Source organism: Paenibacillus sp. FSL R5-0744, from assembly GCF_037972555.1.
GTDB lineage: Bacteria > Bacillota > Bacilli > Paenibacillales > Paenibacillaceae > Paenibacillus_AQ.
Genome location: NZ_CP150228.1, coordinates 5,238,064 through 5,253,051 on the forward strand (window position 1 = coordinate 5,238,064; position 14,988 = coordinate 5,253,051).

Sequence of the window (14,988 nt, forward strand, 5' to 3'; positions counted from 1 at the left end):
CTTAAATAGACGTTGCATAAGCAGTAAAAGTTTCGATTACTGTCTTTTTGCTGCAGCTGCAGCCTTTCTCTTCTGTCGAGCTTCTACGATATAACGTATCCGTACCATCAGCATTAATCCGACGGCGACCAGCAGACACTGAATGATCGGTAGCTTATCATGTTGAAAAATGAGGAGCATGCCGGAGCCGATTGCCATCATTATGTACAGCATAATCTCTTTGCCAATCGATAACTTTTGATTCACACGAAATACCTGATTATACACAAATGTAAGCAATATAAAAATAACAATATAAGCGACGATTGGATGCTCAGCAAACCAGACTTGCATAGATACCGCACTCCTCCCAAATTTAAGATACGTTTACATTATATCATCAGTAAGGGAAGTTTTTGTTATAAAAAAAACCGCCGAAAGTTACACCTCCGACGGCTCTTTACTATAATAAGCTGATCTTACGCGTTTGCTTGTGCCATTTTACGTTGCTTCTCTACACGTTCGCGTTCGCCTTTGTTCAGAATCTTTTTGCGCAAGCGAATGGATTTAGGTGTGATTTCACAATATTCATCATCATTCAAATATTCAAGTGCGCCTTCCAAAGAGAAGGTACGTGGTGTCTTCATTTTTACAGTATCGTCCTTACCTGAGGTACGCATGTTGGTAAGTGCTTTTTCTCTACAGATGTTAACGATAATATCGTTATCACGGGTATGCTCGCCTACGATCATACCTTCATAAATTTCTGTACCTGCATCCAAGAAGAGAATACCACGATCCTCAACGCCCACTATTCCATATTGTGTTGTTGATCCAGTCTCACTGGCTACAAGCACACCTTGATGACGTCCGCCAACTTGACCAGCAACCAGTGGAGCGTAGCTGTCAAAAGCATGGTTCATAACGCCGTAACCACGTGTCAAAGTCAAGAAGTAAGTGTTGTAACCAATCAAACCACGTGCAGGAATCAGGAACTCCAGACGTACTTGACCCGTACCGTTGTTAATCATGTTGACCATTTCGGCTTTGCGAGTGCCCAGACTTTCCATAACAGAGCCCATGCTTTCTTCAGGAATGTCAATCATAAGACGCTCAAGTGGCTCCGATTTAACACCATCGATTTCTTTAATGATTACTTGTGGTTTAGAAACTTGCATTTCATAACCTTCACGACGCATATTCTCGATCAGAATACCAAGGTGAAGCTCACCGCGTCCAGAAACGATAAATGCATCAGGACTATCCGTTTCATCCACACGCAAACTCACATCTGTCTCAAGTTCTTTAAAGAGACGCTCACGCAGTTTACGGGAAGTTACCCATTTACCTTCTTTACCAGCAAAAGGACTGTTATTCACAAGGAAAGTCATTTGCATCGTAGGCTCGTCGATCTTAAGAACAGGCAGTGCTTCTGGATTCGCTGGATCAGCAATGGTCTCACCAATGTTAATGTCCTTGATCCCTGCGATAGCAACGATATCCCCTGCGCCCGCTTCTTCTGTTTCAATACGTTTTAAACCTTGGAACCCGAACAATTTCTCAATACGTGCGGTTTTACTCTTACCGTCACGCATAATTACAGTTACAGATTGACCTTGTTTGATCACACCGCGGTTTACACGGCCAATAGCAATACGACCCAAGTATTCGTTATAATCCATCAACGTTACGAGGAATTGAAGCGGGTCTTCTACACTTTCAGTTGGAGCTGGGATATGCTCAACGATTGTTTCGTAAAGTGAAAGCATTGTCTCATCTTGCTTCTCAGGAACCATGCTTGATGTACCATTAAGAGCAGATGCATAGACAACCGGGAATTCCAATTGTTCGTCATTTGCTTCAAGTTCGATGAACAAATCGAGCACTTCATCAATAACTTCCTTAGGACGAGCAGCTGGACGGTCAATCTTGTTCACGACAACGATCGGTGTAAGTTTTTGTTCCAATGCTTTACGCAGAACGAATTTCGTTTGCGGCATGCAGCCTTCATAAGCATCAACAACCAGCAATACACCGTCAACCATTTTCATAATCCGTTCTACTTCGCCACCGAAGTCAGCGTGTCCAGGTGTATCCACAATATTGATCAAAAACTCTTTATAAGTAATTGCTGTATTTTTAGCTAGGATTGTAATTCCGCGTTCCCGCTCGATATCGTTAGAGTCCATAGCGCGTTCTTGTACGTGTTCGTGTGCGCTGAAGATCCCCGATTGCTGAAGAAGCTGATCGACGAGTGTTGTTTTGCCATGGTCAACGTGGGCAATGATCGCAATGTTGCGAATATCTTTTCTTGAATGCATGATTTGTATCCAAATCCTCTCATTTATCAAATTAAAACTGTTAAAATTCTTAGCATGTCACGGCAGTCTCACAAAAGAAGCGCCAGGCAGAAAGCCGACGCTTCAACATAACATTAATATTATAGTGAAAGCACTATGAAAAGCAAGTCTTTTTATGAAAAAAACAGTTGGCAAATTCCGTTTTTTTTCACAAGATCCAACATTAATTAACTTCGATACCATCTATTTCGGCCACGAGTTCTACCCCGACCTGTAATCAGCCAAATTCCTGCCGCGATGAATACAATACCAATTAGATAGATCACACCCGTACCCATAAGACTGAAAATACAAAGCGCTATGCTTAGAACGCCTAATATTACAGCAATTGCAGATAGTCCCCCTGACCGTCTTGGAGAATTTATGGAATATTCATACAGACCTACGGCAATGCCGAGCAGAAGCACAGGCCATAAATATTTCATAAGCCCCCATCCCCATATATTGCAAAGACCAAACAATAAACCATATACCGTTAATATTCCCGCGGGAATCAATACTGTTGCCGAAGCGCGGCGGCTAAAAAATAACATATGTAGAACCAATCCTGGAAGTAAAATCACTAGCGGCCAAAGGGCCCGTCCCAAAAATCCGAAGACCCCCAGCTTACCGAATAAAATCAAGACGCCCGCAACTACAATGAATATACCTAGTCTCATGTCATTCTTGGAAGACATCCTTCACCCATCCCTTCAAATTCACGTCTACCTCATTACCTTGCCGTCTCATACCCAGAAAACGACAGGATTCTTATTCATATATTATCTGAAACATACACAAAATGCCATCACTGACCATGCAAAATATCCCCACAAAGTGTCGCTTTGCTTCGATGCGTACTCAGGTACTTTGCGGGGGCCCCAAATATATACTTTCTGATACGTCAAAAAAGGACGATTCCAATTTATGGAGATGTCCTTGTAGTATTGCCTTTTATTGCAATTTATTAACCTACTGATGTTGTTCTTCGTTTAATTGCTCCTGTAACAACTACTAATATTCCTAAAGCGATCGGCAGTATGGAATGCGTGGATGGGAGCAAAAAGGAGAGCATTGTCCCTAATTTTGCATCCTGAAGCATCATATCACCTGCTGTAAAGGCTAAAATATAAGCGCCGATAAATACGAGTATCGGAAATCTATGCAGCCACCCCACAATGAGGCCACTTCCCCATACTACAATCGGAATGCTGAGCGCAATCCCGATGGCAATTAAAGCCAAATCCCCTTTGGCTAGACCGGCAATTGCCAGGACATTATCAAGACTCATAATAAAATCAGCCACGAGAATCGTTCGGATGGATTTCCATACGGAGGATGTTTCCGCGACTCTAAGGTCCTCCTCTTCTTCCAGCAGCAGCTTGAACGCAATCCATAGCAGCAGAATTCCTCCTCCAGCCTGGATATAAGGGATTTTCAACAGTAATACCGCGACAAAAGTAAGCAAGCAGCGCAGAATAACAGCTCCCGCAGCTCCCCACCATACCGCAATCTTCCGGTGCTTCTCCGGAAGGTCCTTACTGGCCATCGCGATGACCATAGCATTATCTCCACTCAGCACAAGATTGATCATCAATATTTCACCAAGGAGCAATAATGATTCCATTCGCTTTTACCTCCCCGAATCACATGTAACTACATGTATGTTCGGAAGTGACAAGCTATGCTTCCTGTCCAACTTTTTTTTGAGGATGAAAGCATGTATGCCCCTTTTTTTGCGTATACAAAACTAAGCATATCTTCGTGCTCATCTTAACTAACTTTAGGGGTGACTATGCCTTGAATACATCCATATGGGAGTTTGTATTATCACTGCTCAATATTATTTTTCTAGATCTCATTCTGGCGGGAGACAATGCCATAGTCATCGGACTTGCTGCGCGTAATTTGCCGAACAGCACTCAAAAAAAAGCAATTGTGCTTGGAACAGCAGGTGCCGTCGTATTACGGATTTTCGCAACGGTTCTGGTCGTATGGTTATTAAAAATCCCTTGGTTACTGCTGGCAGGCGGGATTTTACTTATTCTAATTGCCTATAAGCTATTAACAGATGAGAACAATTCAACGAATATCAAGGCTGGTCAAAGCTTAGGGGCCGCTGTGGGTACAATCATTCTAGCCGATGCTGCGATGGGACTGGATAATGTCATCGCCATTGCGGGAGTCGCTAAGCACAATATCTCTCTAGTTGTCATAGGTCTGTTAATCAGCGTTCCAATTGTGGTCTGGGGAAGCACTCTCTTTATTAAATTAATCAACAAATATCCATGGATTATTTATATTGGCTCAGCAGTCCTAGGGTTTACAGCCTCAAGCATGATTACAGATGAGCAGCAGCTATCCCCATTTTTTGAGCAGCATCCACTATTGAGAGCTCTGTTTATATTTGTGATCATTGTTGGCATCTTAATTGGAGGACACTGGAGACGTCAATCAAGCCATAATAATTCAAAAAAGCTGCCTCAACCGTAGATGTTGCTACGAATGAGACAGCCTTTTGTTTATAATATTAGAACCATTCTTCCTGTAATCCAGCCTGAGCACTTACTACATCTTTAGGCTTCTCATCTCCATACGGAGTGATCAGCACGGTCTCCGTGGCTTTAATCGCTGCTTCCAGTAATGCAGAGTAACCTGGGAGCGTAGCTTCAATCTTATCTACAATCCGTAAATTCGGATTCGTTGTAGGTGATTTAGGTACAAATAATGTACAGCAATCCTCATAAGGAAGAATTGACAGGTCATAGGTGCCGATATTCTTAGACAGCTCCACAATATCACTTTTGTCCATCATTACCAGCGGACGTAAAAGAGGAAGTTCTGTCGCACGACCGATCACATTCATACTTGGTAACGTCTGGCTAGCAACCTGTCCAAGACTTTCACCGGTTACGATCGCGAGGGCACCCTCACGTTCAGCAAGCTGTGTAGTAATTCTCAGCATAGCTCGACGCATCAACGTAATAATCAGATTATCCTGACCTATTCCGGTAAAAGATGTCTGCACCTCTGTAAAAGGTACTAAGTGTAGCTTGATGACTCCCGCATATCGTGACAATACCCGCGTAAGATCAACCACCTTTTGCCGGGCAAGCTCACTCGTATAAGGATAACTATAGAAATGTACGCACTCCACTTCGAGTCCACGACGCATGGATGACCAACCGGCTACAGGACTATCAATGCCTCCGGACAGCAATAACATCGCTTTTCCATTCGTACCAAGCGGAAATCCACCAACACCAGCAATATTTTCACAAAATATAAAAGTATGACCTTGACGAATTTCGACTTTCAGCTCCAATTGAGGTGACTTTACATCCACAGTAAGTCCGGAATAGCCTTGCAGCAGTGGTGTCGAGACTAGCTTATTCATCTCCATGGAGCCATATGGGAACTCTTTCCACACCCGGCGTGCATTAACTTTAAATGTAGTTCCCGGTGCAGGAGCGATGATCTCCAAAAAATGACGGCTGACAGTCACAATATCCTCGAGATCTGACTTGGCCACCTTTACCGGACTGACAGAAGCGATTCCGAATACATTCTTCAATGCTTCTACCAATGGGGCAGCAGTTTCTCCATTCAGTTCCACGTAAATTCTTCCAAATTCTTTGGTTAGAACCACCTTTGGATATGGCTTAATCATTTCTTTCACATGACGTAGTACCGTTTTCTCAAATCTGGCACGGTTTTTGCCCTTTAATGTAAACTCCCCGAAACGCAAAAGCAGCATATCGGCATAATCAATACTATTGGCACTGCCTTTAGCAGATTCTTGATTCATCACACTCATTAGTTACTTCATACCTCCTTCAGCAATCTTTAAAGCTCGTACCGCAGTAATTAGTGCTTTCTCAAGCGCTGCAACATCTTCTTCAGTGTGACTATCACCGAAACTGATGCGGATGCCTCCTGAAGCTACAGAGACATCTTTCCCCATAGATAATAGAACACGACTAGGCTCTGCCAGCCGGGAGGAGCAAGCCGATCGAGTAGAAACAGCCATCCCTAGTTCCTCCAGCTTACGGGCAAACACTTCCCCTTTCATGCCAGGGTATGAGAAATGCACAATATGAGGGGCACCATCCCCTCTGCTGTTTATAACAAATTCAGGAACGCTGTGCAAGAAGCGTAACAGCCGATCCCGAAGTGGGAGCAATCGGGCATAGAAGGTTTCGCGCTGCTCAACACCCATCCGCACGGCTTTGGAAGAAGCAACAATTGCAGGTACATTCTCAGTTCCAGCACGTAGTCCCTCTTCATGAGAACCACCTGAAAGTAAGGGGAACAGTTGGATTCCTTCTTTAATATAGAGAAGCCCCGCTCCGCGAGGACCTCGAATTTTGTGAGGAGACAAGCTGTAAAGATCCGCTTTCCATCCTTTAAGGTCAACAGCAAGCTTACCATAACCCTGAACGCCATCCACATGAAATAAGGTTCGTGGATTTACGGATTTAATCAGCCTGCCAATCTCCATCAGCGGCTGTATTGTTCCAATTTCATTATTTACATGCATCACACTTACGAGTACGGTATCACGCCGTACTGCAGCAGCCACTCGCTCTGGATCAATCATTCCAGTGCTGTCAGGCGCTACAAAAGTAATCTCCCAGCCATTTTGCTGCAGCTGCAGACAACTTTCATACACAGAGGGATGTTCTATTTCCGTAGTTATCAGATGACGTCCTCTTGACTGATATTGCAAAGCAGCACCTTTAATGGCTAAATTGTTACTCTCCGTAGCCCCAGATGTAAATAGGATCTCCTTTGGTTGTACAGATAACGCAGCCGCGCATACTTCTCGTGAACGCCTGATCAGCTTTGCCGCTTCACTACCGGCACGGTGTAAGGAGGACGGGTTAGCATAATGCAGCTTCATAATTTGTTCCATCGTCTTCACCACGTCTTCATAGGGTGGTGTGGCGGCGGCATAATCCCAGTAAAGCATATATCGATTGTCTCCTTTACTTCTTTAAAGTACAGAATCATTCTTTTTTAAATTTCGAAAAAGGATCAAACGGTGATCCCAAATACCAACATGTGGTTTAAGGGAAATACCCGTTTGATCCTTTTTATTATACAGCGTATTCCGCGCGAGCGCGTTCTATTTTAGTGAGATAAGACTGCGTCTCTTTAGGGAGCAGTGTAAGTTTCTCCAATAATTCTTGATCATTGCTTACTCCAAGGTTAATTACCCTTGCAGGCCCTGCATTGTAAGCCGCTAATGCCATCTTTTCCTGTCCGTCAAAGCGTTTCAATTGATAAGACAGATAGCGTACACCACCATCAATATTTTGAGCAGGATTGAATGAATCAGAAACCCCTAAACCACGCGCTGTTCCATCCATTAATTGCATTAATCCTTTAGCACCAGCCGAAGAGACAACGTTTGGATTAAAGGAAGATTCTGTATCAATTACAGCTTTTATTAAATCGACTGGCACCCCGTACTTAGCACTCGCCGTTTGAATCAGATCATCATAGCTTGTTGGTTTAGTATCCGTTATTTCCCCGGAAATTACACTATCGATGCTTTCAGCTGTTCCGATCTGTTGCCATAACAAGCTACTAACTGATGAAGCATCCGGAAGTGACGTCAAGTAGTTTGTATCCCCGCCATTAGACGAGTTAGAAGATAAAGCTTGAAGCATTGCTGCAAATTGAGAGGCTGACGCGCCCGATCTTTTAGTTTCATTTGCTGAGCTACTCTTGTCGGTTGCACTCTTTAAGCTTACCCATTTAAGCTGCCCTAACCCATTGGTTACAGCGGGATTAATCTCCATACCGGCGCACTCCTTTGATCCTGTTGAATCATATCTATTGGTCTAACCTTAGATTTCGATGAATTACGGCTTAATATTACATTTTATCCGAGATTATTGCTATATGCTGGAATGAAAAACAGACTTCAGACCCTGATATTTAGGTCTAAAGCCTGTTATAATTCAAACTTACCAGTTCATTTTTAGCGAGCAAAGGGTATCATCACAAAGTAACTAAGTGTGGATACAATCCCTAACCCCATCGCCCATGCCCCAAGCGTTTTTTGCTCCTTGGCATATGCATAATAACCAATCACAACTGAAATGGGCCCAAGTATGATGGACCAGAGAAACAAGGAGGCAATACCCATAGCTAGCCCAGTATAACCTATCGCTTTGCTTCCACTATATTCTTCTTCATGCTCCTTAGCTTCACTCGCCACGCGTGGTGTTGTATCCCGGATCGGCATCGAAACCGGATTCACCTCTGCGGCATATTCCTCTTGATGTTCTCTGTCCCGGCGTGGATAGTCTACTCTGCGTGGACGCAAAATAACTTTTCTCGGACCGGATTGTTCATTTGATGAACCTGATTCATGTTCCTTTTCTCTGTCCATTAGGGCGGCCTCCTAGGAGTTCGGCTTAAATGTTAAACAGCATGTTGCAGACGATGTTGCGACTTGATCGTGGTGACCTTCATTCGTCATTTCTTCAGCATATTCTTCTTTAAATCCACTGCCAGCGTGCTTGTCGATCTCAATAATAATTTCTTCTGCCCGGCATAAATTATGCTCGCCCCAATAATGACAATTGCTTACACTGCATTTGACTAATGGCTTTACACTCGACATATTTATCACCTCGGCTTCATTATGTCCGCACGATTTACCCCCTATTCGACAGAATGGTTTCCAGTTGATGTAACGATGCCCACGCAAAATATCCCCACGAAGTGGGGGGGGGTTGCTTCGATACGTACTCAGGTACTTTGTGCGGGCCCCAAATATATAAATTCTAATACGTCAAAAAAGGATCAGCCCTCGTCATTATGACGAAGTGCTGATCCTTTACATGAACTAGTGAACTGTTAAACCTGATTTTGCATACGTTTCTCAGTCAAATAGTCGTTCTCATAATAAGTAAGGTCATCGCGTAGCTCTTCATAGGTCTTGGTAATTTCTAGAATGATATCACGCGCCGGACGAACTGGCTTTTTACGGAAACGGATAGCATCCTGTCCAGTATAAGCATAACGTCCATCTTCAGAATAGCTTTCATTCTTTGGATAGAAGAAGTTATTCACGCCATAGTGATATACATTATAAAGCGCTTTCTGCGCAAAAGATTCATCGAATGTAGCACGACGCAGCGCAACTCCCAGCTTCTCATAAGACATTTCCGAGAACACTAACAGATGACGGACATCGGACAGAAATCCTTGATAAAATTGTACAGTTTCTTCATCATCTTCTGTTACAAGCTGAGGCAATGCATGCTCGTTCAGAAAAATTTCCATCTTATCAATCACATCTTTAAGTTTGTCTCTCGTCGATTCACATAATTTCTGCACATTGGCTGCTGACATGGCGGTTGCTCCCCCTTATTATTCCCTGCTCTTGTAGTCAATAAAGTTAATCTTATGAAGAAATAGTCTTTAGACATATCTCTTTATTCTTGCAATATCAGGATGCAAACACAGAGAAGTCTAACCTTCTGAAAATTAAAAGAACATCTATCGACGTATCTCCTGCAATATCAGGATGCGAACTCAAGATGCTTATTCTCTCTGATATTATCATAAAAAACGTTAGGAAGGTATCCTTTTCTAAGATGCATAAAACATACGCTCTCTTCTAAACCTATAGGCATTACAATGCGTAGAGGAGCGGAAATCATGTCACGTAAAAATCTAACGGTTGCAGGTTTGGTAACAGCTGCGTTCACAGTTGTATTACTTACCTTTGCGCTACGTCCTGCCACTAATGGGACGACGACCAGAGAAGTCGCTAATGTTGCTGTACCAAATCCTGCTCCAACTTCAGCCCTACATTCAGCACCAAACCCTTCACAGGAAAAATCATTGAAGAAAAGCTCCTTATCTCAAGATGTTGATGCGACGGATCATCTGAATAGAGTGGATGTCAGCAGACATTTGACTAAGCTCCTCTCTGAAACGGATGGAATGACTTCGCTTCATGATAAATCAGTGTATGCAAAACGTTTGCAGCAGAACCACGGATTTATCACTATGCTTATGTGGATTGATTTTCGCAAGCAAAAAACGGAAACCTTTAAGTCCTCTTCATTTCCTCAAGGAACCGAACAGGAGAATCAGCAGCTGCAAAAATATCTTAAGACGGCGAAATCAGCGATCCATGGTCATCAATCCTATGAATCTCCAACGTTTACAATCGGTAAAGAGAAATATTACTTTATCGCTCAGCGGAACAAAGAAAAAAATGTAGGCATCATTGCACTTATTAACCAAAAGGTGCTTGGTCGTGTGGCAGACCATCAGCTGAAGAACCTGCGTCTCATTCCTTATCCGAAGGAAGGTAAGTACCGTGTAGAATCCGTTCATACCGATAATTTAAAAGATATCACCGTTAAGACCGGTCATGATAACGAAAACGCCAGCCATTTTTATGAGAATGAAATTGTCGTACGTTTCCGCAACAACTCACCTACTCCGGGGCAGCTTCAAACGATAACCGCTGATATCAACGGCAAGAAGCCACGTAAGCTTGGGTATGCCTATATTTTCCGTTCGGAGAAGATGACTTATTATGAGCTCAAAGACTATTTCACCAATAAATGGCACCCCGAATATACGGAGCCTCACTATATGTATTTAACCAATGATACGATATCTAAAAACGCAGAGGGAACAGTTACTCCAAATGACATGTTATTCTCCACCTATCAATGGAATCTGCCAGCGATCGAAACGGAGCTGGGCTGGAATCTTTCTAAGGGAAGTAAAGAAGTGATCGTAGCCGTAGTGGATACGGGAGTCCAGATCAATCATCCGGATTTGAAGGGCAAGCTTTTGACAGGGTATAACGCGATCACCAATGGCTCCACTCCAGAAGATGATGTTGGACATGGCACACATGTATCTGGAATTATAGGCGCCCTGGTCAATAATGGAGAGGGAGTAGCTGGAATCAGCTGGTACAACAAGATCCTTCCGGTAAAAGCACTCGATAATTCAGGAGCAGGTACCACTTATTCTGTTGCAGAAGGAATCATTTGGGCAGCGGACAACGGTGCGAAAGTCATTAACTTGAGTTTAGGTAACTATGCGGATTCCCAGTTTCTTCATGACGCGATCAAATATGCCTACGACCGAGATATCGTCCTCGTATCTGCTGCAGGCAACGATAATACAGAACGACCAGGTTTTCCTGCTGCGTATCCCGAAGTGATTGCAGTAGCTGCAACAAATGCTTCAGGGGAAAAAGCTTCCTTCTCCAACTACGGCGATTATATTGATGTCGCAGCACCCGGAGAAAGCATAGCAAGCACTTACCCAGATAGCCAGTATGCCGCGTTATCCGGTACATCGATGGCCAGTCCTCATGTCGCTGCGCTGGCGGGTCTGGTGCGTTCACTAAATCCGAATCTAACGAATACGGAAGTTATGGATCTTATGACCAAAAATGCTGTTGATTTAGGCACTCCCGGGCATGACAAATATTTTGGCTGGGGTCAGGTCGATATCTATAAAACATTGCAAGCCGCTAGCGGCAATCAGGTTCCACTACAGCTATGGCCACAGCATGTACAAAAACAAATGAATCAATTGAAACAAAGATTAAGTAACTCTAAGTAACAACCTTAACCACCCATCTTCAAAAATCTACCAAGTAAACGGAGAAATAATCGTAAGCCTTCCTCCATATCCGTTTCATTCATTTGTGAATAACACAAACGGATATGCCGGGAAGGGGTCTCCGCAGAGTAACAAACATCACCCGGTAAAAAAGAAATGCTCTCCTGTTCGGCCAGCTCATGTAGCCTTCCGATATCAGGTGAAGCCGGCAACTCCAGCCAGAGATTAAGACCACCCTCTGGGAGAATATATTTTACTCCAGGCGGCGCGTAAAGCTTCAGAAGCTTCGCCGCCTTTTCCATGCGACCACGGAGTGTAACTCGTAACTGAGCAGCATAGGTTTCATACTTGCCCGCTATGAATGGCAGTACCGCCCTTTGTGTAAGCAGCGGACTCCCTAAATCACTTGCGGACTTGGCAGCGATAAGTCGTGACAGAATATTCCCACTAGCGGCTACACAAGCAATTCTGCAGCCGGGTGCAATAACTTTACTGAAACTCTTCATATATACTACATGCCCTTCGGAATCCATCGATTTGATCGTAGGCGGCGGAGGCGCATGGAAATATAAATCACTAAATGGATCATCCTCAACAATAAGGCAACGGTAACTGCGGGCTAATTCCAGCAGACGTTGTCTTCTTGCTATGCTCATGGTTACTCCACTTGGATTCTGAAAAGTAGGGATGGTATAAATTAGCTTAGGCGGTCTTTGATCACACATTCTTGTGAGAATATCCACCCGCATCCCTTCACCGTCCGTAGGTACAAAAATCATCTCTGCACCTCGTCCTGCAAAAACATCTATAGCTCCTGTATAACTAGGAGCCTCAAGATACACTGTGTCCCCAGGTCCGACAAACGTACGAGCAACCAGATCAATGCCTTGCTGAGTTCCGCTTGTGATCATTACATCAGAGGAAGTAAGTGTAATTCCACGTGTTTTTAAATGATCTCTCATAATTCCTCGCAGCTCCAGATCACCTTGGAAGTTCCCATAGGTTGCCATAAGCTCCGGCTGCTGCGTAACTAATGATGCGAAGGAGTCACCAATATTTTTTAGAGGAAGTAACTCACTATGAATTGCAGCTATATGAAAGGGATACTTAACTTCAGAGTAATCAAAATTGCGCCAAAGCTGAGCTCGCGGCAAATAATCATCATATACATCCTGCCAGCGACCATCTTCCTGACGTCTGGTGTGTTCAGGGTCGGCTACAAAGCAGCCTTTTCCTTGTCTGCAATAAATAAGTCCCCGCTTCTCAAGCACATCGTATGCCTTGCTTACTGTAACCTGGCTTACTCTCAAAGCTGTAGCCAAACTTCTTACGGAGGGTAGCCGGACACCTTGCTGGAGCAGTCCTGATGAGATCCGCTGACTTAGGGTTTCACTGATTTGATGAGGCAAAGATTTACTGCCGCTGCGAATCAAATCGATATGCATGAACCCCTCACCTCCACTGTTATATTCAACGCTTTACTGTTATACAGTATTCCTATTATGATAGCACCAAATCGAAAGGTGGAGAACTCATTTATGGATATCAAATACTCGGCCGCAGCCAATCATCTAGGATCGTCAGCCGTTCGTGAGATTCTAAAGGTTACACAGGGCAATGACATTATTTCACTTGCGGGCGGGCTGCCTGGGGAGGATTTGTTTCCCTTGGAGGCAGTACGAGACGCTTATAACCGTGTACTCTCCAGCGATACCTCAGCGCTTCAATACGGACTAACCGAGGGCTTTACTCCACTACGTGACAAAATCGCTGAAAGACTTACTCGGCAAGGAATCCCTGTAACAGCGTCTGAGATGATTCTGACCACAGGTTCCCAGCAAGCCATAGATTTATTATGTAAAATACTGCTTGATCCCGGTGATGCTGTCCTTGTTGAAGCTCCTACTTATCTGGCAGCCTTACAAGTACTTGGCTCTTACCGAGCTGATATTCATACGATAAATAACGACGAGCAAGGCATTCTGCCTGATCACCTGGAAGATCAAATTCAGAAACTACGGCCCAAACTCCTATACGCAGTTCCGACCTTTAACAATCCTTCAGGAGCAACCTGGAGTAAGGAACGCCGTGAGAAAGTGGTGGAAATTTGCCGCCGCTACAAGGTTCTTATCTTGGAGGATAATCCCTACGGTGAAATAACCTTTGAGGAGAATAAAGATCTTTATCCACCCTCACTAGCGTCCATCGACAGAAGTTATGACGGCGATTATTGTGTCGCTTACACTGGAACTTTTTCCAAAATCGTAGCCCCTGCCCTGCGTACCGGTTGGATTATCGGCGATTCCAATCTAATCAAGACCATCGCCAAAGCAAAGCAAGCAGCTGATCTGCATTCTAGCACCATTGACCAGCGCGCTTTAGATGAACTGCTGTTGCATTTCGATATTGAGCAGCATATCCGTGTCATCTCACGAGAATATTATTCCCGAATGAAGCTCTTATCGGCAGAACTCCGATCGCAGAACTGGGAAGGAGCTCATTTTCTGGAGCCACGAGGCGGTATGTTCCTATGGCTAACACTTTCCCAAGAGATCAACACGAAGGAATTACTTCCTCTAGCAGTAGAGAACGGTGTTGCTTTTGTTCCAGGTGAAGTGTTCTATTCATCACAGCCCCATAAGAATAAGATGCGTCTGAATTTCACACATACGCCACCTGAGCTTGTACCCGTTGCTGTTCAGCGTCTGGAGAAAGCGTTGGTACAATGGCGGGAGAATCAATTCACGGTTCGATCGTAATCATGATCTAATAACCCGGCTTCTTCATCCTTTATAGGATGGGGAAGCCGGGTTATTTAATTCCCTGCATGCTCAGAGTAATTTACTTCTTAGACACTTCTATGCTATCTTTATTGATCCTAAAATATCCATTTTCAACAAAAGACATGATTCGGCTGACACTTACCCCTGTCTGAAGGGATATATTTAATACCATCGTGTCGGGTGAAGTCTCTACGATTTGCCTGATTCTCTGATACATCTCATCACAACTATTGCACATTCTCTTATTGTTTCGTTCATATAAATGT

General features: G+C 43.8%; 14 protein-coding genes. 3 read left to right on the forward strand and 11 right to left on the reverse strand.

The window, feature by feature from the left end; all coding sequences use genetic code 11:
• Positions 1-36 precede the first annotated feature (36 nt).
• From MKY19_RS23200 to MKY19_RS23215, 4 genes are all read right to left on the reverse strand, one after another.
• Complete coding sequence (locus tag MKY19_RS23200; RefSeq protein WP_042190898.1) at positions 37-333, reverse strand: YlaH-like family protein; 297 nt, start codon at positions 331-333, stop codon at positions 37-39.
• A gap of 125 nt (positions 334-458) precedes the next feature.
• Positions 459-2,300, reverse strand: coding sequence for a translational GTPase TypA (typA, locus tag MKY19_RS23205; protein ID WP_042190900.1), 1,842 nt, complete (start codon positions 2,298-2,300; stop codon positions 459-461).
• A gap of 206 nt (positions 2,301-2,506) precedes the next feature.
• Positions 2,507-3,016 (reverse strand): hypothetical protein, encoded by a 510-nt coding sequence (locus MKY19_RS23210; RefSeq protein ID WP_339797975.1) that lies wholly within the window; start codon positions 3,014-3,016, stop codon positions 2,507-2,509.
• A gap of 269 nt (positions 3,017-3,285) precedes the next feature.
• A complete protein-coding gene (locus tag MKY19_RS23215; RefSeq protein WP_339797978.1) occupies positions 3,286-3,945 on the reverse strand; it encodes a TerC family protein in 660 nt (219 codons plus the stop codon).
• A gap of 173 nt (positions 3,946-4,118) precedes the next feature.
• On the opposite strand from MKY19_RS23215, the gene MKY19_RS23220 reads away from it, so the two are divergent.
• Entirely contained in the window at positions 4,119-4,811 is a 693-nt protein-coding gene (locus MKY19_RS23220) for a TerC family protein (RefSeq protein WP_042190906.1), read from the forward strand.
• Positions 4,812-4,848: 37 nt separating this feature from the next.
• Here the strand turns inward: MKY19_RS23220 and thiI are convergent, their stop codons facing one another.
• The 6 genes from thiI to MKY19_RS23250 all read right to left on the reverse strand — a co-directional run bounded on the left by thiI (position 4,849) and on the right by MKY19_RS23250 (position 9,689).
• Positions 4,849-6,135 carry a tRNA uracil 4-sulfurtransferase ThiI gene (gene thiI, locus MKY19_RS23225; RefSeq protein ID WP_339797981.1) on the reverse strand — a complete coding sequence of 429 codons (1,287 nt, stop codon included), beginning with the start codon at positions 6,133-6,135 and terminating at the stop codon, positions 4,849-4,851.
• 3 nt (positions 6,136-6,138) lie between these two features.
• A complete protein-coding gene (locus MKY19_RS23230) occupies positions 6,139-7,290 on the reverse strand; it encodes a cysteine desulfurase family protein (RefSeq protein WP_339797984.1) in 1,152 nt (383 codons plus the stop codon).
• A 127-nt stretch (positions 7,291-7,417) separates the two neighbouring features.
• The gene (locus tag MKY19_RS23235) at positions 7,418-8,125 is read right to left on the reverse strand and encodes a lytic transglycosylase domain-containing protein (RefSeq protein WP_339797987.1); all 708 of its coding nucleotides are present in this window, start codon (positions 8,123-8,125) and stop codon (positions 7,418-7,420) included.
• 182 nt (positions 8,126-8,307) lie between these two features.
• Positions 8,308-8,721 (reverse strand): DUF5353 domain-containing protein, encoded by a 414-nt coding sequence (locus tag MKY19_RS23240; RefSeq protein WP_231573335.1) that lies wholly within the window; start codon positions 8,719-8,721, stop codon positions 8,308-8,310.
• Between the two features lie 12 nt (positions 8,722-8,733).
• Positions 8,734-8,955, reverse strand: coding sequence for a DUF1540 domain-containing protein (locus MKY19_RS23245; RefSeq protein ID WP_042190912.1), 222 nt, complete (start codon positions 8,953-8,955; stop codon positions 8,734-8,736).
• A gap of 236 nt (positions 8,956-9,191) precedes the next feature.
• On the reverse strand, positions 9,192-9,689 hold the full coding sequence (locus MKY19_RS23250; RefSeq protein ID WP_042190914.1) for a YpuI family protein: 498 nt from the start codon (positions 9,687-9,689) through the stop codon (positions 9,192-9,194).
• Positions 9,690-9,998: 309 nt separating this feature from the next.
• Between MKY19_RS23250 and MKY19_RS23255 the strand changes: the two genes are divergently transcribed.
• Positions 9,999-11,939, forward strand: coding sequence for a S8 family peptidase (locus MKY19_RS23255; protein ID WP_042190916.1), 1,941 nt, complete (start codon positions 9,999-10,001; stop codon positions 11,937-11,939).
• A 5-nt stretch (positions 11,940-11,944) separates the two neighbouring features.
• On the opposite strand, the gene MKY19_RS23260 is transcribed toward MKY19_RS23255, so the two are convergent.
• Positions 11,945-13,384, reverse strand: a complete 1,440-nt coding sequence (locus MKY19_RS23260; RefSeq protein WP_339797994.1) for a PLP-dependent aminotransferase family protein — start codon at positions 13,382-13,384, stop codon at positions 11,945-11,947.
• Positions 13,385-13,477: 93 nt separating this feature from the next.
• Here MKY19_RS23260 and MKY19_RS23265 point away from each other — a divergent pair, with 93 nt between their 5' ends.
• Positions 13,478-14,698: a PLP-dependent aminotransferase family protein gene (locus MKY19_RS23265; RefSeq protein ID WP_339797997.1), complete on the forward strand. Its 1,221-nt coding sequence runs from the start codon at positions 13,478-13,480 to the stop codon at positions 14,696-14,698.
• Positions 14,699-14,988 lie beyond the last annotated feature (290 nt).

Coding starts and splice junctions, on each gene's coding strand:
- MKY19_RS23200 (WP_042190898.1), bottom strand. CDS start 333: ATGCAAGTCTGGTTTGCTGAGCATCCAATCGTCGCTTATATTGTTATT.
- typA (WP_042190900.1), bottom strand. CDS start 2,300: ATGCATTCAAGAAAAGATATTCGCAACATTGCGATCATTGCCCACGTT.
- MKY19_RS23210 (WP_339797975.1), bottom strand. CDS start 3,016: ATGTCTTCCAAGAATGACATGAGACTAGGTATATTCATTGTAGTTGCG.
- MKY19_RS23215 (WP_339797978.1), bottom strand. CDS start 3,945: ATGGAATCATTATTGCTCCTTGGTGAAATATTGATGATCAATCTTGTG.
- thiI (WP_339797981.1), bottom strand. CDS start 6,135: ATGAGTGTGATGAATCAAGAATCTGCTAAAGGCAGTGCCAATAGTATT.
- MKY19_RS23230 (WP_339797984.1), bottom strand. CDS start 7,290: ATGCTTTACTGGGATTATGCCGCCGCCACACCACCCTATGAAGACGTG.
- MKY19_RS23235 (WP_339797987.1), bottom strand. CDS start 8,125: ATGGAGATTAATCCCGCTGTAACCAATGGGTTAGGGCAGCTTAAATGG.
- MKY19_RS23240 (WP_231573335.1), bottom strand. CDS start 8,721: ATGGACAGAGAAAAGGAACATGAATCAGGTTCATCAAATGAACAATCC.
- MKY19_RS23245 (WP_042190912.1), bottom strand. CDS start 8,955: ATGTCGAGTGTAAAGCCATTAGTCAAATGCAGTGTAAGCAATTGTCAT.
- MKY19_RS23250 (WP_042190914.1), bottom strand. CDS start 9,689: ATGTCAGCAGCCAATGTGCAGAAATTATGTGAATCGACGAGAGACAAA.
- MKY19_RS23255 (WP_042190916.1), top strand. CDS start 9,999: ATGTCACGTAAAAATCTAACGGTTGCAGGTTTGGTAACAGCTGCGTTC.
- MKY19_RS23260 (WP_339797994.1), bottom strand. CDS start 13,384: ATGCATATCGATTTGATTCGCAGCGGCAGTAAATCTTTGCCTCATCAA.
- MKY19_RS23265 (WP_339797997.1), top strand. CDS start 13,478: ATGGATATCAAATACTCGGCCGCAGCCAATCATCTAGGATCGTCAGCC.